This window comes from Cypionkella sp., assembly GCF_028290025.1.
Classification (GTDB): Bacteria; Pseudomonadota; Alphaproteobacteria; order Rhodobacterales; family Rhodobacteraceae; genus Cypionkella.
This window is the reverse complement of the sequence record NZ_JAQGKQ010000052.1, coordinates 35,720-57,568: the sequence shown is the minus strand read 5'-3', so window position 1 is coordinate 57,568 and position 21,849 is coordinate 35,720. Positions and strand designations below refer to the sequence as shown.

Annotated in this window: 22 protein-coding genes; 15 read left to right on the top strand and 7 right to left on the bottom strand. The window is 57.6% G+C overall.

What is annotated here, in order from left to right; genetic code table 11:
• Positions 1 to 58 precede the first annotated feature (58 nt).
• On the top strand, positions 59 to 760 hold the full coding sequence (gene pyrF, locus JWS10_RS08395) for an orotidine-5'-phosphate decarboxylase (RefSeq protein ID WP_299506345.1): 702 nt from the start codon (positions 59 to 61) through the stop codon (positions 758 to 760).
• 77 nt (positions 761 to 837) lie between these two features.
• Positions 838 to 1,542, top strand: coding sequence for an HAD family hydrolase (locus tag JWS10_RS08390; protein ID WP_299506343.1), 705 nt, complete (start codon positions 838 to 840; stop codon positions 1,540 to 1,542).
• Here the strand turns inward: JWS10_RS08390 and JWS10_RS08385 are convergent.
• Entirely contained in the window at positions 1,539 to 3,071 is a 1,533-nt protein-coding gene (locus JWS10_RS08385) for a cryptochrome/photolyase family protein (RefSeq protein WP_299506308.1), read from the bottom strand. The two genes, JWS10_RS08390 and JWS10_RS08385, sit on opposite strands and share 4 nt — an antisense overlap.
• A gap of 97 nt (positions 3,072 to 3,168) precedes the next feature.
• Positions 3,169 to 4,407 (bottom strand): argininosuccinate synthase, encoded by a 1,239-nt coding sequence (locus tag JWS10_RS08380; RefSeq protein ID WP_299506305.1) that lies wholly within the window; start codon positions 4,405 to 4,407, stop codon positions 3,169 to 3,171.
• Positions 4,408 to 4,624: 217 nt separating this feature from the next.
• Here JWS10_RS08380 and JWS10_RS08375 point away from each other — a divergent pair, with 217 nt between their 5' ends.
• Together JWS10_RS08375 and ilvA are read left to right on the top strand one after the other, a co-directional pair.
• Positions 4,625 to 5,377 (top strand): hypothetical protein, encoded by a 753-nt coding sequence (locus JWS10_RS08375; RefSeq protein ID WP_299506302.1) that lies wholly within the window; start codon positions 4,625 to 4,627, stop codon positions 5,375 to 5,377.
• 37 nt (positions 5,378 to 5,414) lie between these two features.
• Entirely contained in the window at positions 5,415 to 6,674 is a 1,260-nt protein-coding gene (gene ilvA, locus JWS10_RS08370; protein ID WP_299506300.1) for a threonine ammonia-lyase IlvA, read from the top strand.
• Here the strand turns inward: ilvA and JWS10_RS08365 are convergent.
• On the bottom strand, positions 6,671 to 6,979 hold the full coding sequence (locus tag JWS10_RS08365) for an Hpt domain-containing protein (RefSeq protein ID WP_366943523.1): 309 nt from the start codon (positions 6,977 to 6,979) through the stop codon (positions 6,671 to 6,673). The genes ilvA and JWS10_RS08365 overlap by 4 nt on opposite strands.
• Before the next feature lie 185 nt (positions 6,980 to 7,164).
• Here JWS10_RS08365 and JWS10_RS08360 point away from each other — a divergent pair, with 185 nt between their 5' ends.
• Positions 7,165 to 8,415: a SpoIIE family protein phosphatase gene (locus tag JWS10_RS08360; protein ID WP_299506341.1), complete on the top strand. Its 1,251-nt coding sequence runs from the start codon at positions 7,165 to 7,167 to the stop codon at positions 8,413 to 8,415.
• On the opposite strand, the gene JWS10_RS08355 is transcribed toward JWS10_RS08360, so the two are convergent.
• Positions 8,397 to 8,849 (bottom strand): NUDIX hydrolase, encoded by a 453-nt coding sequence (locus JWS10_RS08355; RefSeq protein ID WP_299482689.1) that lies wholly within the window; start codon positions 8,847 to 8,849, stop codon positions 8,397 to 8,399. The genes JWS10_RS08360 and JWS10_RS08355 overlap by 19 nt on opposite strands.
• Before the next feature lie 75 nt (positions 8,850 to 8,924).
• On the opposite strand from JWS10_RS08355, the gene JWS10_RS08350 reads away from it, so the two are divergent.
• The 7 genes from JWS10_RS08350 (at position 8,925) to JWS10_RS08320 (ending at position 17,235) form a co-directional block, all read left to right on the top strand.
• Positions 8,925 to 9,926, top strand: a complete 1,002-nt coding sequence (locus JWS10_RS08350; RefSeq protein ID WP_299506296.1) for an Hsp33 family molecular chaperone HslO — start codon at positions 8,925 to 8,927, stop codon at positions 9,924 to 9,926.
• The gene (locus tag JWS10_RS08345; protein ID WP_299506293.1) at positions 9,916 to 10,506 is read left to right on the top strand and encodes a CoA pyrophosphatase; all 591 of its coding nucleotides are present in this window, start codon (positions 9,916 to 9,918) and stop codon (positions 10,504 to 10,506) included. The genes JWS10_RS08350 and JWS10_RS08345 overlap by 11 nt, the downstream gene beginning before the upstream one ends.
• Positions 10,503 to 11,645, top strand: a complete 1,143-nt coding sequence (locus JWS10_RS08340) for a CCA tRNA nucleotidyltransferase (RefSeq protein WP_299506291.1) — start codon at positions 10,503 to 10,505, stop codon at positions 11,643 to 11,645. Before JWS10_RS08345 ends, JWS10_RS08340 begins: the two co-directional genes overlap by 4 nt.
• A gap of 54 nt (positions 11,646 to 11,699) precedes the next feature.
• Positions 11,700 to 13,541, top strand: a complete 1,842-nt coding sequence (locus tag JWS10_RS08335; RefSeq protein WP_299506290.1) for an ABC transporter ATP-binding protein — start codon at positions 11,700 to 11,702, stop codon at positions 13,539 to 13,541.
• Positions 13,538 to 15,388 (top strand): ABC transporter ATP-binding protein, encoded by a 1,851-nt coding sequence (locus JWS10_RS08330; RefSeq protein WP_299506288.1) that lies wholly within the window; start codon positions 13,538 to 13,540, stop codon positions 15,386 to 15,388. The genes JWS10_RS08335 and JWS10_RS08330 overlap by 4 nt, the downstream gene beginning before the upstream one ends.
• Positions 15,385 to 16,608 carry a class I SAM-dependent RNA methyltransferase gene (locus tag JWS10_RS08325; RefSeq protein ID WP_299506286.1) on the top strand — a complete coding sequence of 408 codons (1,224 nt, stop codon included), beginning with the start codon at positions 15,385 to 15,387 and terminating at the stop codon, positions 16,606 to 16,608. Before JWS10_RS08330 ends, JWS10_RS08325 begins: the two co-directional genes overlap by 4 nt.
• 114 nt (positions 16,609 to 16,722) lie before the next feature.
• Positions 16,723 to 17,235, top strand: coding sequence for a L,D-transpeptidase family protein (locus tag JWS10_RS08320; RefSeq protein ID WP_299506283.1), 513 nt, complete (start codon positions 16,723 to 16,725; stop codon positions 17,233 to 17,235).
• Positions 17,236 to 17,287: 52 nt separating this feature from the next.
• Here the strand turns inward: JWS10_RS08320 and JWS10_RS08315 are convergent, their stop codons facing one another.
• The gene (locus JWS10_RS08315; protein WP_299506280.1) at positions 17,288 to 17,803 is read right to left on the bottom strand and encodes a CAP domain-containing protein; all 516 of its coding nucleotides are present in this window, start codon (positions 17,801 to 17,803) and stop codon (positions 17,288 to 17,290) included.
• 199 nt (positions 17,804 to 18,002) lie between these two features.
• Here JWS10_RS08315 and JWS10_RS08310 point away from each other — a divergent pair, with 199 nt between their 5' ends.
• Both JWS10_RS08310 and JWS10_RS08305 read left to right on the top strand, forming a co-directional pair.
• Positions 18,003 to 18,608 (top strand): L,D-transpeptidase, encoded by a 606-nt coding sequence (locus JWS10_RS08310; RefSeq protein WP_299482751.1) that lies wholly within the window; start codon positions 18,003 to 18,005, stop codon positions 18,606 to 18,608.
• A 293-nt stretch (positions 18,609 to 18,901) separates the two neighbouring features.
• Positions 18,902 to 19,084 carry a hypothetical protein gene (locus JWS10_RS08305; protein ID WP_299482715.1) on the top strand — a complete coding sequence of 61 codons (183 nt, stop codon included), beginning with the start codon at positions 18,902 to 18,904 and terminating at the stop codon, positions 19,082 to 19,084.
• 94 nt (positions 19,085 to 19,178) lie between these two features.
• Here JWS10_RS08305 and hemH read toward each other — a convergent pair whose 3' ends face one another.
• Together hemH and JWS10_RS08295 are read right to left on the bottom strand one after the other, a co-directional pair.
• Entirely contained in the window at positions 19,179 to 20,237 is a 1,059-nt protein-coding gene (hemH, locus tag JWS10_RS08300; protein ID WP_299506278.1) for a ferrochelatase, read from the bottom strand.
• A 46-nt stretch (positions 20,238 to 20,283) separates the two neighbouring features.
• Positions 20,284 to 21,072 (bottom strand): methyltransferase domain-containing protein, encoded by a 789-nt coding sequence (locus JWS10_RS08295; RefSeq protein ID WP_299506275.1) that lies wholly within the window; start codon positions 21,070 to 21,072, stop codon positions 20,284 to 20,286.
• Positions 21,073 to 21,096: 24 nt separating this feature from the next.
• Between JWS10_RS08295 and JWS10_RS08290 the strand changes: the two genes are divergently transcribed.
• Positions 21,097 to 21,819, top strand: coding sequence for a double zinc ribbon domain-containing protein (locus JWS10_RS08290; RefSeq protein WP_299506273.1), 723 nt, complete (start codon positions 21,097 to 21,099; stop codon positions 21,817 to 21,819).
• Positions 21,820 to 21,849 lie beyond the last annotated feature (30 nt).

The following is a 21,849-nucleotide window of genomic DNA, read 5'->3' as shown; positions in this document are numbered from 1 at the left end:
CGATCAGTTGGTCGCATGACGCCCGAAATCACAGGAGATCGCAATGCCGGATCATCGTATTTCCGACGACCGCTTGATCGTGGCGCTTGACGTGCCAAACATCGTGCAGGGCTTGGAACTGGCGGCGCGCTTGGGCGATGCGGTGTCGTTTTACAAAATCGGGCTCGGGATGCTGACGGGCGGCGGCTTTGCGTTGGCAAACGAGTTGAAGCAAGAGCACGGCAAGCGCATTTTCCTCGACATGAAGCTATTCGACATCGGCGCGACGGTGGAAGCGGCGGTGCGCGGTATTGCGCAGTATGATCTCGATTTTTTGACCGTGCATGGTGATCCGCAAGTGGTGCGGGCGGCGGCCGAGGGCAAGTCGGGAACCGGGCTGAAGATTTTGGCCGTGACTGTGCTAACCTCGCTGGACCGCGCCGATCTGGATGCGAACCTGATCCGGCCCGGCGATCTGCGCGAAATTACGATTGAACGTGCCGCGCGGGCGCTGGAGGCTGGGGCTGACGGGGTGATCGCTTCGCCACAAGAAGCCGCGCTGATCCGGACTTTGCCGCAAGCGGTTGGCAAGTTGATCGTGACGCCGGGCGTGAGGCCCGCGGGGGCAGCTTTGGGTGATCAAAAACGGGTTGCAACACCGGCGCAAGCAATCGCCGATGGTGTCGATCATATCGTGGTGGGGCGTCCGGTTTGGCAGATGTCAGATCCCGCAGCGGCGGCGCGAGCCATCGTCGCCGAGTTGAGATCACCGCAGGCATAGCCACCAAATCGGTGACTTGGGCCTGTTAGAGCCTTGGTCGAGGATAAAACATGACGTCTGCCGCCAAACGCATCGCGATGTGGTCCGTGCCGCGCGGTCTGTCCACCGCAATGATGTATAGTTTTGCGGCGCGGGGCGATTGCACGGTTTGGGACGCACCGTTTTACGCCGCCTACCTAGAATATACCGGGGTCAATCATCCGTTACGCGATGATGTGCTTGCGATGCACGAGCCTGACCCGGATGTCGTCGCCTCTATTTGCAAGGGTCCGGTGCCCGGCGGCAATACTATGTTTTACCAAAAGCATCCGGCGTTGCACATGCTTGCGCAATTTGATCGCCGCTGGATGCGGTCCTGTACCAACGTTTTTCTGATCCGGCATCCGGCGCGCGTTATCGCCAGCTATGCCAAGAAGCGTGAAGGCACGACGCTGGACGATGTCGGGTTTGTGCAGCAAGCGGAGCTTTTTGACGAGGTGGCTCAGTGGTTTGGCGCTGCTCCGGTGGTGATCGACAGCGACGATATTCGCGTTGAACCAGAGGCTATGTTGCGCAGATTATGCATGGCGATTGAGGTGCCGTTTACCCGCAAGATGCTGCACTGGCCTGCGGGCGGTAATGAAGCCGATGGGGCTTGGGCACCGCATTGGTATGCGGCGGTGCATCGCAGCACGGGGTTTGCTGGGGCTGAGGGGCCGCTGCCGAGACTGGGCGGGGTTTATGCAGATTTAGCTCGGCAGGCGTTGCCGTATTATGAGCGATTGGTGGCGTATAAACTTTAGATCGGCGCGCCGCTATGAAGCGAGGCCAGCAGATCATTGGCTTCGCGCAGAACAGTTTCGCGATGGGTATCAGCCATTTTGTCCCATGTGTGATACATCTGGGCCATGCGAGGGTTTTTCTCGAAGCGGTCGCGGTGGCGGTCGAGGAAATGCCAATACAGTAGATTGAATGGACAAGCGTCAGGCCCGGTGCGGTCTTTAACATTGTAGGCGCAATGGCCGCAGTAGTCGGACATGCGGTCGATATACGCGCCGGAGGAGACGTAGGGTTTCGACCCAAGCTGACCACCGCAGGCAAACTGGCTCATCCCAATGGTGTTGGGAGCCTCCACCCATTCGAAGGCATCAATATAGACCGCGAGATACCATTCATGGACTAAAATAGGCTCTATTCCTGCCAAAAGGGCGAAATTTCCCGTAACCATCAATCGCTGAATGTGGTGCGCATAGGCCAGATCGCGGGTCTGGGCAACCGTGGCCTTCATGCAGGCCATTTTGGTTTCGCCCCCCCAATAGACCCACGGCAACGGCGCCTTATGGTTCAGCGCATTCCACGTCGGATAGTCCGGGCCGTTCAGCGCCCAAATGCCACGCATGTATTCTCGCCAGCCGATGATCTGCCGGATAAAACCCTCCACAGCGTTCAGCGGAGCGCGACCTGCAGGGTATTCCGCCTCGGCGCGCTGGCAGACTTCTAAAGGCGACAGCAGGCCAAGATTGATACAGGACGACAGCAGCGAATGGCTGAGGAACGGGTCATCACACAACATCGCGTCTTGCTCGTCGCCAAAGCGCGGCAGGCCGTGCTTGATGAAATGATCCAACGCTTCAAGGGCTTGGGCGCGATCTGTCGGCCAATGAAACGGGCGCAGTTTGCCAAAATGCTTTGGGAAGCGTTGTTCCACCAGCTCCAAGACAGCTTCGGTTTCGGCATCAGGCTCGAAGCGCAGCGGCTTAGGACGCAGCAGGTCGGGCTTGGCGGCTTTGCGATTTTCGGGGTCAAAGTTCCACTGGCCACCGACGGGCTGATCGCCGTCCATCAGAAGGCCGGTGCGACGACGCATGTCGCGATAAAACCACTCCATCCGAAGCTGCTTGCGTTCATTGACCCAAGCCGTGAAGGTTTCGGGCGGACAAAGGAAGCGATCATCGGGCAGCATAGTGACCGTAAGCGGCACAGCTTCAAGCGCTTGCAAAAGTCGCCAATCGCCCGGAGTCGTGACGATAAGCCTATCCGCACCAAATTCGGCGGCGCGTCGCAGAACTTCCGCTGGCAGCGAGGGGCCGGTTTCGGGATCATCCAACTTGGAATAGGCGACGCGGCAGCCCTGCGCGGTCAGGTGCTTGGCAAACTTGCGCATCGCCGTAAGCACCAGCGCGATCTTCTGCGGATGGTGTGGCACGGCTGTCGATTCTGCCATCACCTCGGCCATTACGATCACATCGCGCGCGACATCGGCCTGCCGCAAGCTCGCGAGGCTGTCGGTCAGCTGGTCGCCAAGCACAAGGATCAGGCGGGGTTTGGTCATAGTGTCGAGATAGCGCGCGGTTTGGATAAGTCAGCGGTGCGGTGACAAAACAAATCGGCGGGAGCTTGGCCCCCGCCGCTTCGATGCACCAAACAGCTTATTTTTTTGCAACCCGCGCATTACGCGAAGCAATCAGACGCAGGCGCAAAGCATTCAGGCGGATGAAGCCCTCGGCGTCTTTCTGGTCGTAAGCGCCAGCATCTTCTTCAAACGTAACGTGCTTTTCAGAATACAGGCTGTAATCGGACCAACGCGCGACGGTGCGGGCGGAGCCTTTGTAAAGCTTCAAGCGCACGGTGCCGGTGACGTATTCTTGGGTTTTGTCGATCAGCGCCTGCATCGCCTCACGCTCGGGCGAGAACCAGAAGCCGTTGTAAATCAGCTCGGCATAGCGCGGCATGATGCTGTCTTTCAGATGGCCCGCGCCGGAATCTAGCGTAATTTGCTCAATGCCACGATGGGCTTCCAGCAGAATTGTGCCGCCGGGGGTCTCATAGAGGCCCCGCGATTTCATGCCGACGAAACGGTTTTCCACCAGGTCGAGCAGGCCGACGCCATGCTTGCCACCCAGATCGTTCAGGCGCGCAAGGATGGTGGCGGGCGATAGAATTTCGCCGTTGATCGACACCGCATCGCCAGCTTCAAATCCGATTTCGACATACTCCGGGGTATCGGGGGCTTTTTCCACCGGCGTTACACGCTGATAGACGAACTCTGGCGCTTCCTCAGCGGGATTCTCCAGCACCTTACCCTCGGACGAGGTGTGGAGCAGGTTAGCATCGACCGAAAACGGCGCTTCACCGCGCTTGTCTTTGGCAATCGGGATTTGGTTGGCTTCGGCAAACTCCAGCAACTTGGTGCGGCTGGTCAGATCCCAGATGCGCCACGGTGCTATAACCTTGATCGCCGGGTCCAAAGCCGCCGCCGACAGTTCAAACCGCACTTGGTCGTTGCCTTTACCCGTCGCACCATGCGCCACGGCATCGGCCCCGGTTTCATGCGCAATCCGCACCAAATGCTGCGAAATCAGCGGGCGGGCAATCGAGGTGCCGAGCAGATAAAGCCCTTCATACACCGCATTGGCGCGGAACATCGGAAACACGAAATCGCGCACAAATTCTTCGCGGACATCGACGACGTGAATATTCTCGGGCTTGATGCCCATCAGAATCGCCTTTTGCCGCGCCGGTTCCAATTCCTCACCCTGCCCCAGATCGGCAGTAAAGGTGATCACCTCGCAACCATATTCGGTTTGCAGCCATTTCAGGATGATCGAGGTATCCAAACCGCCGGAATAGGCGAGGACGACTTTCTTCGGCGCGAGTTTGGCGGTCATGTGCAACTCCGATGCGGGTTTCGCCCGCGATTATCGGGAAACGCGGCCAAGGGCAAGGCTGGCGGTTGACAGGCTGGGATTGGGGTCATGGCAGCGTTGACCATGGCCACGCTTTACGACCATTGCGGGGGAAAAGCGGCGATTGCCGAGTGCAAAGGTTGACAGGATAGCCCGAGGCTGACCCTGTAAGTCGAACAGGTAAAATAAGGGGGACGGGATGAAAGGCGTGCAGATTTTTTCGCATTCTTTGCGACAAGTGGTGGATAACCTTGGCCCGGCGATAAGGATTTCGGGCCTGCTGTATCTAATTCAGGTGATTGTCACCTTGGCGCTGGGCTATGCGCTTGCATCACGGAACGCTGGTCAAATTGGCGGTGGGTTCGGGCTGAGTTTGGCGCTGGTGCTGATCGTGGCGCTGATCACCGGTATCTGGATCGCAGTGACATGGCATCGCTATGTACTGCTGGGTGAGGTGCCCGATGGCCCGATACCACCGTTCATGGCCGACCGAATGGGGTCCTATTTCTTCAAATCATTGCTGATCGGCCTGGTGCTTTTGGCGCTGAGCCTGATTTTGGGAATGATTGTCGGGCTGTTGTTCGGCCGCCTTATGGCGACAAGCGGCATGTTTATCGCAATGTTGCTGATGGCCGCGATGGTGCAGGTGCCGATGATTTATCTGGGGCTTCGGCTGACCGCGGCGCTTCCCGGTACGGCTTTGGGGGCCAATCCACCGCTGATGGCCGGATGGCAGGCAACGGCGGGCGAGTGGCGTCCGTTGCTGCAACTCGCGGTGATTATGGCGGGGGCGATGTGGGCGATCAACCTGATCGGCTGGTTCGTGTTTGGCGGGGTCGGCATCGTCGCGCAGCTTTGGCAAATTGTCGCGGGCTGGCCGGTGATGATGGTGGGCTTGTCGATTTTGACGACGCTTTACGGTCATTACATTGAAAAACGGCCGCTGGTCTGACTTGCTTTTACGCTCTCGGCGGGCGTAATCGGGGGTTATGAATGATTTTGCCATCAAATTTTGCGACGCTGCACGCCAATCGACTCGCGCCCTGCGTGAGTTGTTCCCGCGCACGCCGTTGCAACGTAATGATTATTTGTCGCGGCGCTATGGGGCGGAAATTTGGCTGAAGCGCGAAGACCTGTCGCCAGTGCGCAGCTATAAGCTTCGCGGCGCGTTCACGGCCATGCGCAAGGTACGTGCCACCAATCCCGGGCAAATGGCGTTTGTATGTGCGAGCGCGGGCAACCATGCGCAGGGCGTGGCGTTTGCTTGCAAACATTTCGGCGTGAAGGGCACGATTTTTATGCCGGTGACTACACCGCAGCAAAAGATCGACAAGACCCGAGCGTTTGGCGGCGACGCGGTGCGGATCGTGTTGACCGGGGATTACTTTGATCAAACGTTGGCGGCCTCGCAGAAGTATTGCATCGAGCAGGGCGCGCATTTTCTGTCGCCGTTCGATGATGAGGATGTCATCGAAGGTCAAGCCTCGGTTGCGGTTGAGATGCTGGATCAGTTGGGCCGTGCGCCGGATCTGGTTATCTTGCCCGTTGGTGGCGGCGGTCTGGCCTCGGGTGTGACACGATATCTGCGGGTTGAAGCGCCCCATACCGCGTATCGCTTTGTCGAACCGGCGGGCGGTGCAAGCCTGACGGCGGCTTTGGCGGCGTCAGAGCCGGTAAAGTTAAAAACGATCAACAGTTTTGTCGATGGCGCAGCTGTGGCGCGGTTAGGAGACAAAACTTTTGCGGCTTTGGGTTGGGTGAAACCCGCGGAAGTTCTGCTCGCCCCAGAGGATCGGATTTGCGTCACCATGCTCGAGATGCTGAACGTCGAAGGCATCGTGCTTGAACCTGCTGGTGCGCTTTCGGTCGATGTGTTGCAAGATTTAACCGCCGAGATTGCTGGCAAGACCGTGGTTTGCGTTACCTCGGGCGGTAACTTTGATTTTGAGCGGTTGCCGGAAGTGAAAGAACGCGCCCAGCGCTATTCCGGCGTGAAGAAATATTTTATCCTCCGGATGCCACAGCGCCCCGGTGCGTTGAAAGAATTCCTTGGTATGTTGGGTCCACAAGATGACATCGCGCGGTTTGAATATCTGAAGAAATCCGCGCGCAACTTTGGCTCGGTCCTGATCGGCATTGAAACCAGCCAAGCCTCAAATTTCACGAACCTGTTCGATCAGTTGGACGCTGCCGCCTTCACTTATCGCGACATCACCAATGATGAAATTTTGGCCGAATTTTTGATCTAAGCCGCGCTATCCTTCTGCCAAGTCGTCAATGTCATTTTAGACGCCTGATAGCTGCTACAAATTTGCTCCAGATCAAAACCAGCATCACCCCCCGATGCTCGGCGTTCACCATCCTGACACAAAGCCGCGAACTGCGCGAAGCCTAGGTTGAGCGCCGCACCCTTCAGAAAATGCAGATCTGCTTCCAACGCTTCGGTACCGACAGTATCGCCGATACGCCCAATCACCTCATCCGCCTCCTCCAAAAACATCGCTATCACTTCGGCGAAGCCGTCGTTGCCGATCTCTGACCGCAGCTCCTTCACCCTGTCCCATTCGATCAAACCACACCTGCTTTCACCTAACCGTCAGCAAAGTGGCAGTGTCTGCTTAATAATTCGTGACCACTGATGTTTTTGCAGAGTTTTAAGTTCACTGGCTGTTAAGATTTTTAGCGCAAAAAAGGCTTAACCAGATAGGCGCGCTCGTGAAACCAGACTCTTTTCCGCAAATGGCCGATGTGCGCAGGCTGAGTGCTTTCGCGGCCCGACCAGTTTTGGTGGTTGATGACAGCAAGGCGCAGCGCAAAATTCTGCAGATGCAACTGACCCGCTGGGGCTATCAGGTCACCGAAGCAGCGTCCGGGGATGAGGCTTTGGCGCTGTGCAGGTTGCAAGATTTCGACATTGTTCTGTCGGATTGGATGATGCCTGGCATGACCGGTTTGGCATTTTGCGAGGCATTCCGAACGCTTCCACGCGAGGGCTACGGCTATTTCATTCTGCTCACCTCGAAATCTGAAACGAACGAAATTGCCGATGGGCTAGAGCATGGCGCCGATGATTTTCTGACCAAACCCGTCAGCGCGGCTGAGCTGCACGCAAGGTTGCGGGCGGGCGAGCGCATTTTGGGCATGCAGGATGAGCTGATCGAAAAGAACCGCCTGATCGGCAGCACGCTCGGCGAACTGCAAAAGCTGTATGATTCGCTCGACCGCGATTTGATTGAAGCCCGTAAGCTGCAGCAGACATTGATGCGCGACCGTTTGCGCGATTTCGGCGCGGGGAAGGCTACTTTGATGCTGCGGCCGGCGGGTCATGTCGGTGGCGATCTAGTCGGCAGTTTTGTAGTCGATACATCAAGAATCGTCGTATATTCAGTAGACGTCTCTGGGCATGGCGTCGCTTCGGCCATGATGACGGCACGTCTGGCGGGGCTGCTTTCGGGCGCATCACCGGATCACAATATCGCGCTGCGGGTTGCCCCGGATGGTGGGCGCGATGCCTGGCCGCCAGCGATAGTGGCGGCGCGGTTAAACCGGATGATGCTCGAGGAGTTGCAGGTCGATCAATATTTCACACTAGGCTATGCTGAGATTGACCTTGAAACCGGGTTTGCGACGCTGGTGCAAGCAGGGCATCCGCACCCACTGCTGCTTCGCGCGAATGGTGCGATTGAACGGCTGGGCGATGGTGGCTTGCCGATTGGGCTCATTGAAGGCGCAGAATATCCGCAAACCAGCTTTCGCCTGCAACCGGGTGACCGTTTGCTTTTGGTGTCAGACGGCATAACAGAGTGCCCGAACGCTGCCGGCGATGAATTAGGCAGCGACGGATTGATCGCATTACTTAAACATAACAGCATGTTGCACAGCCAAGATCTGCTGGAAGCCTTGCTATGGGATCTGAACACTTTCGCTGGAGGTGGGGTTTTCCCAGATGACGTTTCGGGGCTGATTTTTGATTATCTTGGCCCAAGCTGACGCATGGCCAGCGCCAACATCGCGCGATCACCCGGATTTCCTAGCAGACGCAGGCCAGCCTCCGGCTGCATCCAGATTGCCTGATGCCCCGGCTCTGTCGGCGGGCCAATGCGCAAAACTGGCCGTGCGAGATAAACCGTGCAAATCTTTTCGGCCCAAAGATCGTATTCCGGCATGAAGGTGAACCGCCGAAACGTCCCCAGCCGACGGATGCCAGCAATATGATAGCCGGTTTCTTCCATCACTTCGCGGTGCAGCGCCGCAATCGGATGCTCACCCTTATCAATACCGCCGCCCGGTAGCTGATATTCCGGCTCTGGCTCGGCCTGAAAGGTAGTCAAAAGCGCGCCGCGGTCCCAAAGAACCGCATAAACTCCCGGCCTCCGGGTGTAATGACGGCCGATTTTCGGGCGGTCTCCATAGCGTTTGATCATGCTGACCCCTTGGGTGTGCGGTTGCTCTGCCTATATAGGCGCGGTATGCCAAGCATGGCACGTTTAGGAAACCCCATGACCTCCCCTTTGCAAATTGCTTGGGACGATACCGTCCTGCCCTTTCAACTCGACCGTTCGAACATCCGTGGCCGCGTCGCCCGGTTGGATGGCGCGTTGGACAACGTGCTGAAGCAGCACAACTATCCGCCCGTGATTGAGGCTTTGGTAGCTGAAGCCACCGTGCTGACTGCGCTGATCGGCGAATCGGTGAAACTGCGCTGGAAGCTCAGCCTGCAAATTCGCGGCAAAGGTCCGGCACGTCTGATCGCAACCGATTATTATGGCCCGACCGAGGCAGGCGAGCCTGCACGCATTCGCGCCTATGCCAGCTACGATTCTGATCGGCTGGATCTGAATGCCGAACCGTTCAGCCAAATCGGTGAAGGCTATTTCGCAGTGATGATTGACCAAGGCCAGGATATGCAGCCTTATCAAGGCTTTACCCCGATTGCGGGCAAATCTTTGTCAGATTGTGCGGAGACTTATTTCGCCCAATCCGAGCAGGTTCCAACGCGGTTCGCGCTGACCTTTGGCAAAAATCAAGTGCCCGGAGAAGCCTCGCGTTGGCGGGCGGGCGGCGTGATGCTGCAACATATGCCGTCAGTGGGGGGCTCTGTTGCTGCTGAAGCGGGCTCGGGCGAAGGCGGGCTGCTAAGCCACGTTGATATTTTGGCGGGCGAAGAGGCTGAAAATTGGACGCGTGCCAATGCTCTGCTGGATACGGTTGAGCAGATAGAGTTGATCGGGCCAACCGTTTCGCCCACCGACCTGCTGGTGCGGCTGTTTCACGAGGAAGAACCTCGGGTGTTTGATGCGCAAGTGGTGCATTTCGGCTGCTCGTGCTCAGCTGACAAGGTAGTGCAGGCGATGTCGATCTACTCGGCGAAAGACATAAAGCATATGACCACCCCCGAAGGTGTCGTAACCGCCGATTGCCAGTTCTGCGGCAAACACTACGAATTCGACCCCAAAACCCTTGGGTTTGCAGCAGCGAAAGCGGCGGGTGATGCGGGATGAAATTTCCCGCCTGAAAGATGCACTTGCCCGTCCAGCGGGCCAGTCGTCGGATTTTGACCTCAATCCGGTTTTACTGCCGGGCAACCGAATATTACGCCCCGCTGCCGTACTGGTCGCGGTCTGGCTGCGGCCAGAGGGAGCGCGACTGATCCTCACCAAGCGATCTTCGCATCTGAAACACCACCCGGGACAGATCGCTTTTCCGGGCGGCAAAGTAGATGCAGGCGACAGCGGTCCCGAGGCTGCAGCTTTGCGCGAAACTTGGGAGGAGATCGGCTTACCGCCCGCAAGGGTCGAGGTTTTAGGTCGCTTACCGACCCATGAAACCGTAACGAATTATCTGATCACCCCAATTCTGGGCTTGGTTAGAGACGAATTTGCACCCGTGCGCGAGATCGGCGAAGTCGATGAGGTGTTTACGGTGCCTTTAGCACATGTGCTCGACCCGAGCCGATTCGTCATCGAGGGTCGCGTTTGGAAAGGCCAGCCTAGACGCTACTTTGCGGTGCCTTATGGCCCCTACTACATTTGGGGTGCCACCGCGCGCATTTTGCGCAACTTGGCCGAGATCGCGTCATGAAGGTTAAGGGCGATTGGATTGACCGTCCCGGTACGCAGGCGCTTTTAGGAGCCCTCAAAGCAGGCGGCCATACGGCGCTGTTTGTTGGCGGTTGTGTGCGGAATGCGCTTATGGGGGCGACAATTACGGACATTGATATCGCGACTGATGCTCTTCCCGAAATGGTCTCTAACATCGCCGAAAATGCCGGGTTTCGGACAATTCCGACTGGCATCGCCCACGGCACCGTGACGGTGTTGGCGCGTGGCGTGAGCCATGAAGTGACAACGTTTCGCCGAGATGTGAAAACCGATGGGCGACGCGCTGTTGTCGCATTCTCACAAAATGTGGAGGAAGATGCGGCACGGCGTGATTTCACAATGAATGCACTCTATGCGCGCGCGGACGGGACGATTTTAGATCCTCTCGGTGGTTTGCCCGATCTCCTGACCCGGCACGTGCGGTTTGTCGGAGAAGCCGAGGCGCGCATTCGGGAAGACTACCTTCGCATCCTGCGATTCTTTCGATTTTATGCGGTTTATGGAAATGCGGATGATGGCATTGATGCAGACGGATTGGCCGCTTGTGCAGCCAATGCTGACGGGATCGATGGACTATCGCGCGAACGCATCGGAGCAGAGATGCGTAAATTGTTGGCAGCGCCCGACCCAGCGCCTGCGGTAAGTGCCATGGAGCAAAGCGGCATTCTCGCACGGATCTTACTGGGCTCCAATGCGAAGGCGCTGTCAGTATTGGTGCATTTGGAGGACCGCCTGACACCCCGTTGGCAGCGGCGGCTGGCTGTTTTGGGTGGTGTTGATCCTAGCGATGCATTGAGGCTGTCGCGATCAGAAACAGTCTCTAACAACGCTGTGAGAGACGCAATCAGGTCATCCCTAGCCCCTGCTGCGTTAGGGTGGAAAGTCGGGCAGGTTGACGCAACTGATGTTGTATTGTGTCGCGCGGCGTTACTCGGATTCGATCTGCCGCAGAATTGGCAAGCCGAAATCGCGCGCGGCGTGGCCAGCGAGATTCCGGTGACTGCCTCAGATCTGATGCCCGCGCTACATGGTCCGGCGCTGGGTAAAAAACTGCACGAAATTGAGGCGCGCTGGCTTGCCTCTGATCTGCATCTGCACAAGTCTGATCTGCTGGCGTAAGGTTTCCTTCGCCCTCCTTCGGCGCTATATGCGAAGGGGAAACCCGAGATCAGCATGTTCAAATTCTTTGAGGGTCTCGTTGACCCCTATATCTCTTACGCCCAGACCGACACGCCGCCCCGTAAGTTGTGGCCGTTTCTGCGCGATTATGTCCGGCCGTTTCGCAAGGTTTTTGCGGCAACGGCGTTGATTGCCACGGCAAATTCGGCATTCGACGTCGGGCTGATCTGGTACGTCGGTCGGCTGGTGGATTTGCTGGCAAATGGCCACCCCGCCGAGGTTTGGGCAAGCCATGGCAGCGAAATTATCCTCGTGGCGCTTGTGGTTCTGATCTTGCGCCCCGTTATCAGTGGCGCCGGAGTCGCCTTGCTCCACAATACGATTCTGCCAAATTTTGGCACGATGATGCGCTGGCGGGCGCATCGGCACGTGCTGCGGCAACCTGTTGGCTGGTTTGAGTCTGACTTCGCGGGTCGGATCGCCAATCGGATCATGCAGGCCCCTCCGGCAGCAGGCGAGGCGGTGTTTCAGACCTTTGACGCGGTGGCGTTTGCCTCGACCACACTGGTTGGTGCGGCGATCATGCTGGCGGGCGCCGATGTGCGGCTTTTGTTGCCGCTGGTGTTGTGGTTTGCAGGCTATGTCGCGCTGATGCGTTGGACGATCGAGCGGGCAGGGCCAGCCTCAACCGCGAGTTCCGAGGCGCGATCCTTGGTGACCGGACGGGTGGTCGATGCCTATTCCAACATCCATTCGGTAAAGCTGTTTGCGCATCACGATCTTGAGGAAAACTACGGACGTGAGGCGATTGAGCGCGCCCGGCAGACCTTATTTACCGAAATGCGCGTTGTTACCAAGATGGATATTATCCTGACCGGCTTGAACGGCCTGCTGATTGTGTCCGTGACGGCTTGGGCAATGTGGCTTTGGTATCAAAGCCTTGCAAGTGTCGGGACGGTTGCTGCTGCGGTGACGTTGGTCCTGCGGCTGAACAACATGACCTATTGGATCATGTGGGCGACGACCAACTTGGTTCAAAATCTCGGCACGGTGCAGGAGGGGATGCAGACCATCACAGAGCCGATTGCGCTGGTGGATCGTCCCGCTGCTCCAGAGTTGCAGTTTCGCGAGGGCCGCGTTGAGATTGAAGGCGTTTCGCACCATTACGGGCGCGGCTCGGGTGGCTTGCAGTCTATCTCGCTGGAAGTTGCTCCGGGCGAAAAGATCGGCATTGTCGGGCGCTCTGGTGCGGGCAAATCGACGTTAGTGAAGCTGATGTTGAGGTTTTACGATACCGAGGCGGGCCGGATTTTAATTGATGGCCAGGACATCGCGCTGGTGACGCAAGACTCGGTGCGCAGACGAATTGGCATGGTCAGTCAGGACAGCAGTCTGCTCCATCGCTCGGTGCGCGAGAATATCTTGTATGGGCGGCCAGACGCGACCGAAGCGCAGATGATTACCGCGGCAAAGCAGGCCGATGCACACGACTTTATTCTGACGTTACAAGACCCTGAAGGTCGTAGGGGGTATGACGCGCATGTTGGTGAGCGTGGCGTGAAATTGTCGGGCGGGCAACGTCAGCGCGTGGCTTTGGCGCGGGTCATCCTGAAGAATGCACCGATTTTGATCTTGGATGAGGCGACCTCGGCGCTGGATTCTGAGGCCGAGGCGGCGATTCAAGAGGCGCTTTTTGGTGTCATGCAGGGCAAAACCGTGATCGCAATTGCACATAGGCTTTCGACAATTGCGGCAATGGACCGGATTGTGGTGCTCGAGGATGGCCACGTTGCCGAGTCCGGCTCGCACAATGACTTGCTGAAAGCGAACGGGCTTTACGCTCGGTTTTGGGCGCGCCAATCGGGCGGGTTCATTGGGTTGGAGACGGATGAATGAGACTTTTTCCCACGATCAAGCCGTTTCGCCCAGCCGGAACCAATCCGCCTGCAACGACATGGAAATTCTTCTTATGGGCGGTGCAGGGCGCTTGGCCGGGAATTTTGTGGGCGACGTTTTGGTCAGCATGTTCGGGGTCACTAGAGGCGATTTCGGCGACGATTCTTGGCGACGTCATTGATGCGGCAAATACTGCCAACCCTGCGACCGTGTTTACGGATCAAATCTGGTTATTCGTTGGTTTCGTGGCGTTCTACCTGATCGCGCGCCCGCTGATCTTCGGGATGACCACCCATGCGGCGGCGATTATTGTTGAACCCAATCTGTTCCCGCTGATCCTGTCTCGGATGCACCGATGGACATTGGGCCAGGCTGTGACGTTTTTCGACAATGATTTCGCCGGGCGGATTGCGCAAAAGCAAATGCAGGTGGCACGGGCGGCGACAGATGTTGTCTCGGGCAGCATCGAAACCATGGCGTTTTCGCTGGCTTCGGTTGCAGGATCGGTGGCGCTGCTAAGCACGATCAATGGCTGGATTTCGCTGCTGTTGGTGGCATGGATCGCTGCTTATATCCTGTTTATCAAGGGCTTCTTGAAGAAAGTGCGCGGCGCTTCGGCCTCTCGGGCGGCGGCGCGCGCGATGGTTACAGGGCAAATTGTTGACACCGTCACCAATATGAAAACCGTGAAGCTGTTCGCCCATTCTCGGCATGAGGATGGCGTGGCGTTGGAAGCGATGAATGCTTTCCGTGATAAGGCGATCGAGTACGGTATTATCTCTAGTTGGTTCCGGTTGAGCCTGATGGCTTTGGCGGGCGTGCTTCCGGTGCTGTTGGTGGGCGCGACGGTTTACCTTTGGTCGCAAGGCGGTGCCACTGCGGGCGATATTGCGGCGGCGGGAGCGATTGCTTTCCGCCTGGCGCAGATGACTGGTTGGGTTTCGTTCAGTCTGATGGCGGTGTTCGGCAATCTGGGTGAGGTCGAGGATGGAGTCAAAACGCTAACCCCGCCTTACACTTTAAACGACTCGCCCAACGCGGTTGAGATGCCACGGGTGCGGGGCGAAGTGCGGATGGAGCATGTATCGTTTGCCTATGGTCGCAAGACCGAGGACGGGCGCGGCGGGGTGGATGATCTGAACCTTACGATCAACGCCGGCGAAAAGATTGGCATAGTCGGCGCTTCGGGTGCGGGGAAATCGACCCTCGTGGCGCTGCTTTTACGGCTCTATGATGCCGAAAAGGGCCGCGTTCTGATTGATGGCATTGACGTGCGGACGGTGACGCAGGAAAGTTTGCGCCGCCAGATCGGCATGGTCACGCAGGAAACCGCGATGTTCAACCGCACCGCGCGCGAGAACATCATGTATGGCAACCCAGAGGCCACCGAGGAGATGATGATTGCCGCGGCCAAGCAGGCTGAAGCGCATGAGTTTATCTTGAATCTGCGCGATTTTGCCGGGCGCAAAGGCTATGACGCCTATCTCGGTGAGCGTGGCGTGAAGCTGTCAGGTGGGCAGAGGCAGCGCATCGCACTGGCGCGGGCTTTCCTAAAAGATGCTCCGATTCTGGTGTTGGATGAGGCGACCAGTGCGCTCGACTCGGAAGTTGAGGCCAGCATTCAGACCGCTTTGACTTCGGTGATGCAGGGTAAAACTGTGCTGGCTATAGCGCACAGGCTTTCAACGATTGCCGAAATGGACCGAATTGTGGTGCTTGACGCGGGCCGCGTTGTGGAACAGGGCAGCCATGCAGAGTTGCTTGCGCAAGCGGGGCTATACGCGCGCTATTGGAATCGTCAATCAGGCGGCTTCATCGGCATCGAGGAAAAGGAAGCGGCAGAGTGAAAGTTACCATCGACCGGCTGGGTCACCTTGGCGACGGAATCGCACAGGGGCCTTTGGGGGCAATCTTTGTTCCCGGAATGCTGCCGGGAGAAGAAGTCGAGGGCGATCTGCAAGGCGATCAGCTCGCAGACTACCGCATTGTCACGCCCTCGGTTGATCGGGTGAAGCCGCCATGTCCGCATGCGAAAACCTGCGGTGGTTGCATGATGCAGCACGCTTCTGAGGCGTTTGTCGCCGACTGGAAGCTGGGCATCGTCAAGGGCGCGTTGGCTGGGCAGGGGTTGGAAGCCGAGTTCAGGCCGATTATCACGTCACCGCCGAAATCGCGCCGTCGTGCGACGATTGCGGCGCGGCGGACCAAGAACGGCGCGCTGATGGGGTTTCACGCGCGGGCATCCGACATGGTGGTTGAGGTTCCGAACTGCCAACTGCTGCATCCCGATCTGCTCGCGACGTTTCCGGGGCTGCAAGCCATGGTCAAGCTGGGTGGTAGTCGCACGGCTGAGGTTTCGCTGACGGTGACGCGCTCACTTTCAGGGGCCGATGTGATGGTTGTGGGCGGCAAGCCGCTTGACGGTCAGTTGCAACTGGAACTCGCCCGCGTGACCGAAACTTATGGTTTCGCGCGGCTCACGTGGAATGGCGATACGGTTGCTTTGCGCACCGCGCCGATGCAGCGGTTTGGCCGCGCCTTGGTGTCACCACCGCCGGGAGCGTTTTTGCAGGCAACGCATGAGGGCGAACAAGCTCTGCTGCGCACTGTGGCTTTGGCGATTGGTCCGGCCAAGAAGATCGTCGATCTGTTTGCAGGCATTGGCACCTTTGCTTTGCCGCTTGCCGAACGCGCCGAAGTGCTTGCGGTCGAGGGTGAGCCTGCGATGACTGCTGCTCTGGCGAAAGCCGCCAATAACACCGAGGGCTTAAAGCGCGTCACGGTGGAAACCCGCGACTTGTTTCGTCGACCGCTGGAAGACGATGAGTTCAAGGGCATTGATGCCGTGGTGATCGACCCGCCGCGTGCCGGGGCCGAGGCGCAGATGGCAGTGCTAGCGCGCAGCAAGGTTCCGGTGATTGCGTCGGTGTCGTGCAACCCGATCAGCTTTGCACGCGATGCTAAGATGTTGATTGCGGGCGGTTATAGCTTGGATTGGGTGCAGGTGGTCGATCAATTTCGCTGGTCGGCGCATGTCGAGCTGGTTGGCCGCTTTAGCCGCACTTAGACAAATCTCACGTCCGTTGAAAAAAGCGTGATCTACTGTGCCTATTCGTAGACTAGGCAAAACCGCAAAATTTCGCTATTGCCCAAGGAAAATATAATAACGGACGGGCAGTCGATGCAGTTTTTGCGAATTATTTTGGTAGTGTTGGCCGGGCTTGCTCTGACGGCGTGCTCGTCGAAATTCAAGACCTATCACGGGCCAGAGATTACTTCGATTCAGGTGCAAAAAGCCAATCGCAAGATGTATCTGCTCCACAACAGCAAAGTCATCAAACAGTATGACATCGGACTGGGCGGCATGCCGATCGGTGACAAAGAGTTTGAAGGCGACATGAAGACGCCCGAGGGCATCTATTTTATCAGCCACCGCAATCCAAACTCTGCCTATCACCTGTCACTTGGCATCAGCTATCCCAACGATGAAGATCGCGCCAATGCCGAGTTGCTCGGCAAGCCTCCGGGCGGCGATATCATGATCCATGGCGGGCCGCCGCGCAAAGCCAACGGCAAAAAGCGCAAAGTTTCCAGCGTTGATTGGACCGCGGGCTGTATCGCCGTCACCGATGACGAGGTTGAGAACATCTACGCGATGGTCAAGCCCGGGACGCCAATTCAGATCCTGCCCTGAGCCATGAAAAAGGGGGCCAACCGGCCCCCAATCTGGCAAGCTGTTGGCGCGATCAAGCGCCGGTGATCAAAGTCCACCAGATCTTGCCAGACTCTTCTTGGAACCACGCAAAACCGATTTCCCGCGCGGCCGCATTTAGGATAACATCGCGGGTGTCCGCCTCGGCCATCCAGGCTGAAAGCGTCTCCAGCTCGGTCTGATAGGTTTCCGAGATGGTTTCCCCCATAAACTGGCCGGTGTAGCCAACGCGCTGCACTCTCAGCAGTGGCGACGAGCCATCAGAGCCGAAATGCCAAGGCCGATTCTGCACCGACATATCCCGCGAATGGGTCAAAGCGGCTGCATTTAGCGCGGCATTGTAGGATAGCGCCGGCGCGTTCTTGGCGGCGCGCAAGGCATTCACCGAATCGAGCAGCCGGAACGGTATTTTTTCGGCTTCCGCCCGGGTGATGCGATACACCCTTGGCATGGAATTGCCCGAAGCATCCACTGGAGGTGCTGAACTCATACCACAAGAAGCTACCAATAACGCTGCACTGCCTGAGACAAGGGCTGTCCGTCTGTTCATTTGTCTTTTACCCTATGTGGGCCGAGGATGGCCCTTTGTTTGCTTGTGCTTAGCGAAGTCCGCGCCGGGTTTCAAATCCATCGCAGATAAATTGTGTAAAATATGGCGTCTGATCGCCTACTAACGTCTGTTTGATTTGCGGCGGGCGCGTTGAGGCAGTAAAAGCTGGCCAGAGCAGATGAATAATGGAGAAGAGCGCATGGTCGCCGAAGCCCACAAGACGCTGAACCGCCGCCTGTTTTTGGGAGGCGCTGCTACGGTTTTGACCGCCGCCGCCCTGCCAGCCGCCGCGCAGCAAGCCAATAGCACCGAAATGGACACGCCGCTTGCTGGTCCGGTGCGCAATAATATCTCGGGCTTTCGGATGCTGGATTGGCGCGATTATTTCGACAACACCCGCAATGGTGTTATCCTTGCCGATCTGAACTCGCGCGCGTTACATTACTGGTCAGAAGATCTGAGCACCTATAAGCTTTATCCGACATCGGTACCGTTGAACGATGAGTTGACACGGCGCGGTCGCACCGATGTCATTCAAAAGGTTGAGAATCCCCGCTGGATTCCCACCCAGTCGATGTTGGCAGCCCATCCCGATTGGCCCAAGGTGATCCCGGGCGGTTCGCCCGATAATCCATTGGGCGTGCGCGCTTTGTATCTTGGCTGGCCCGCGTATCGCATCCACGGCACCCACGACACTCGCAAGATTGGTCGCCGGTCTTCCAGCGGCTGCGTTGGGCTTTATAATGAGCATATTCTCGAGCTTTATGCCTTGGCCAAAGTCGGCACTCAGGTGATGCTAATTTAACGCGCGCCTGTCAGATTTCGGGTCTTTTCATGCCTGCATCGCTGCCGTTTCGGCCGCGGTGCGGGCTTTCGTTCTTATTGAAACCAAAGCCTTTTCGGTCAAGCCAAGCCACCGCAGAATATCGCTGTCTAAGTGTTGCTAAATTGACGACAACCCAACGTGCTGTGGTGCTGCATTTGGAGGACCGTTGCAATTTTGATGAGAGCCGGGTTACAGAGCAGTTACGAGGAATATTCTTGGGTGTGTACCGTCGCCTCTGCGAATTGGCGGTATGCAGAAAACTGGAGATAGACATGAAAAAAATCGCTCTTGCTGCCGCTTTGTCGGTTGCTGCTACCACCGCTTTTGCTGGCGGCGTTGTTGAACCCGTAATGGAACCGGAAATCGTCAAAGCGGCGACCACGTCGTCCTCGGGCGGCATCTTGATCCCGCTGCTGTTGCTGCTCGTTGTAGCTGCTGCTGTTTCGTCCAACTAATCCTTGGATCGAATTTGAAGGGGCGGCAGGTCAAACTGCCGTCCTTTTTCTATTTTGTGCTTTCGTCGTCGCGTTATGTCAGATTGCGTAGCCTCTAAATCCACCCACCGAGATTTGCTTCGATAACCTGCATCAACGCGCTGATATGCGCCGGTTCGTCGTTAAGACATGCAATATATGTGAACTCCTCGCCGCCCGCATGTTGAAAAGACTCGCGAATCTCGCCGTTGATTTCTTCCAGCGTTTCAATGCAGTCGGCAGAAAACGCCGGGGCCATCACCGCGATGCGCTTTTTGCCCTGTTTGGCAAGTTCAGCAACATGCTGCACGGTATAGGGTTTCAGCCATTCCTCACGGCCAAAAATAGACTGGAACGTTAGATCAATCGATCCTTTTTCCCAGCCAAGCCGTTCCCGCAGCAACCGCGTGGTTTTTGCGCATTGGCAATGATAGGGATCGCCCTCCATCAGGTAGCGCAGCGGCATACCGTGATACGAAGTGATCAGCACGTCTGGCCGATGGTCCAATTTAGCGTAAGCCCGTTCCACCGATTGCGCCAAAGCGTCGATGTAGGCGGGATGGTCGAAATACTCCGCAACCGTGCGTGCGGCAGGCTGGCGCTTTTCGTGTGCCAATGCCGCGAAGAAAGCATCGTTCGCGGTAGCCGTCGTCGCCCCCGCGTAGTGCGGATACAGCGGGAAGAATAATATCCTCTCACACCCAGCCGCCACCATCTCGCGCACTTTGGACCCGGTCGAAGGGTTGCCGTAGCGCATGGCAAAATCCACCATCACGCGGTCGCCGTGTTTGGCGGCAACCGCTTCGGCAATCGCCGCTGTCTGCGCTTTGGTGATCGACAACAACGGGCTTTCATTCGCCTCGTGGTTCCAGATCAACTTGTAATTCTTCCCGGAAGTGAACGGGCGCACCGACAGAATAAGCCCCTGTAACAGGGGTTGCCACTTCCAGTTCGGGATATCAACCACCCGCTTATCTGACAGGAATTCCGACAGATACCGCCGCATTGACCAGTAATCGTAACCATCAGGTGTGCCGAGGTTTGCCAGCAGAATGCCGATTTTGGCAGCCTTCACAGGCGGATGTTTGGCTGGAGCGTGCGCGAGGCGTGCGGTTCCGGGGGCTATGTCGGTCATGTTGGCTCCTAAAGCTGACACCGAGATAACGCGACTGTGCGCGCCGTCAACTGTCCTTGGCTGCGGCCTTTAGCGCATCTTCTAACCGCGCCGCAGCCGTGCCCGGACGCAGCGGCTTTTGCTGCCCCTCATGCGGAGCCCATCCGGTCAAACAAATGATCTCAAACGTCGCACGAATCAGTCCGTCGGGCGAGGCGTAGTTCTGCGCATAAATTTCTGCTGCACGAGCCAGAACAGCGCGGCGGGTCGGATGCCGCAGCCGTGCCGCCAAGGCATTACCCTCGCCCATCGCGCGCAGGTCTCGCATTAAATGGAACGCATCGCGATAGAGAACGGTTTTGGTAAAACTGTCCGCCACCGGCAACGCGAAACCCGAGCGTTGCAGCAACCCGCCCAGATCGCGAATCTCTGCCATCGGCAGCACGCGCGGCGAAAGCCCGCCCATCACCTCGGCCTCGGCCTGCGCCAGCGACACCCGCAACTCGGTCAAAGTCTGGCCGCCAAATAGCAACCCAATAAACAACCCATCCGGCTGCAAGCTGCGGCGGCACTGCACCAACTGGCCGACCGGATCATTCGCCCACTGCAGCGTCAGGGCGTTGATCACCAGATCATGCGTCTCGGGTTGCAGAGCCAGCACCTCATCATCGGCAATCGTCGGAAAATCCGGCCACAAATGCGGAAAACCCGTCACCACCACCGGTTTTGTAAACGTCCTGTTAACCTCACTCAGGCGATCCTGCACTTCAGCGACCGCCTCCTCTTGCATGAAAAATGCCGTCGCGCGGGCGCGGTGCAGGGCAAGGGCGTGGCGATCGGTCAGGGCTTGCGTCATGGGCCGGGAACATAAGGACAAGGCATGGGATTACAAGTCGCGCTGCATATGATTTACCCGCCGCAATGCCTGACCTGCGATACACGGGTGACCAGCGATTTCGGGCTATGCGGCACATGCTGGCGGGAAACGCCTTTTGTCACTGGGCTGGTTTGCGATCTCTGCGGCGTGCCGCTTCCCGGCGAAGATACAGGAAAGCCAGAGCATTGCGACGATTGCCTGACCATCGCACGGCCTTGGTCGCAGGGACGTGCTGCGATGTTGTACAAAGACAACGCGCGGCGGATCGTGCTGGCGCTGAAGCATGGTGATCGCTTGGACCTTGCGCGACCCGCCTCGAATTGGCTGCACCGAGCCGCAGCGCCGATGCTAAAACCTGGGATGATCGTGGCTCCTATCCCGCTGCATTGGCTTCGGCTGATCAAACGGCGCTATAATCAGGCGGCATTGCTTTCGGCGGCGGTGGCCAAGCTGGCCGACCTAGACCACTGCCCCGATCTGCTGATCCGGCGCAGGCATACCGGCAGCCAGGAAGGCCGCAGCCGCGACAGCCGATTCGCTAATATGAGCGGCGCCCTTACCCTGCATCCGCGCCGTGGCAATCGGGTTGAGGGCCGTCATGTGTTGTTGATCGACGATGTGATGACCTCGGGTGCTACTTTTGCCGCAGCGGCAGAGGCGTGTATTGCAGGCGGTGCAATAGGGATTTCCGTTCTGGCCCTAGCCCGCGTTGCGAAGGATACCTAAATCCTTATAGTCACATCTGACTCTAAGGAT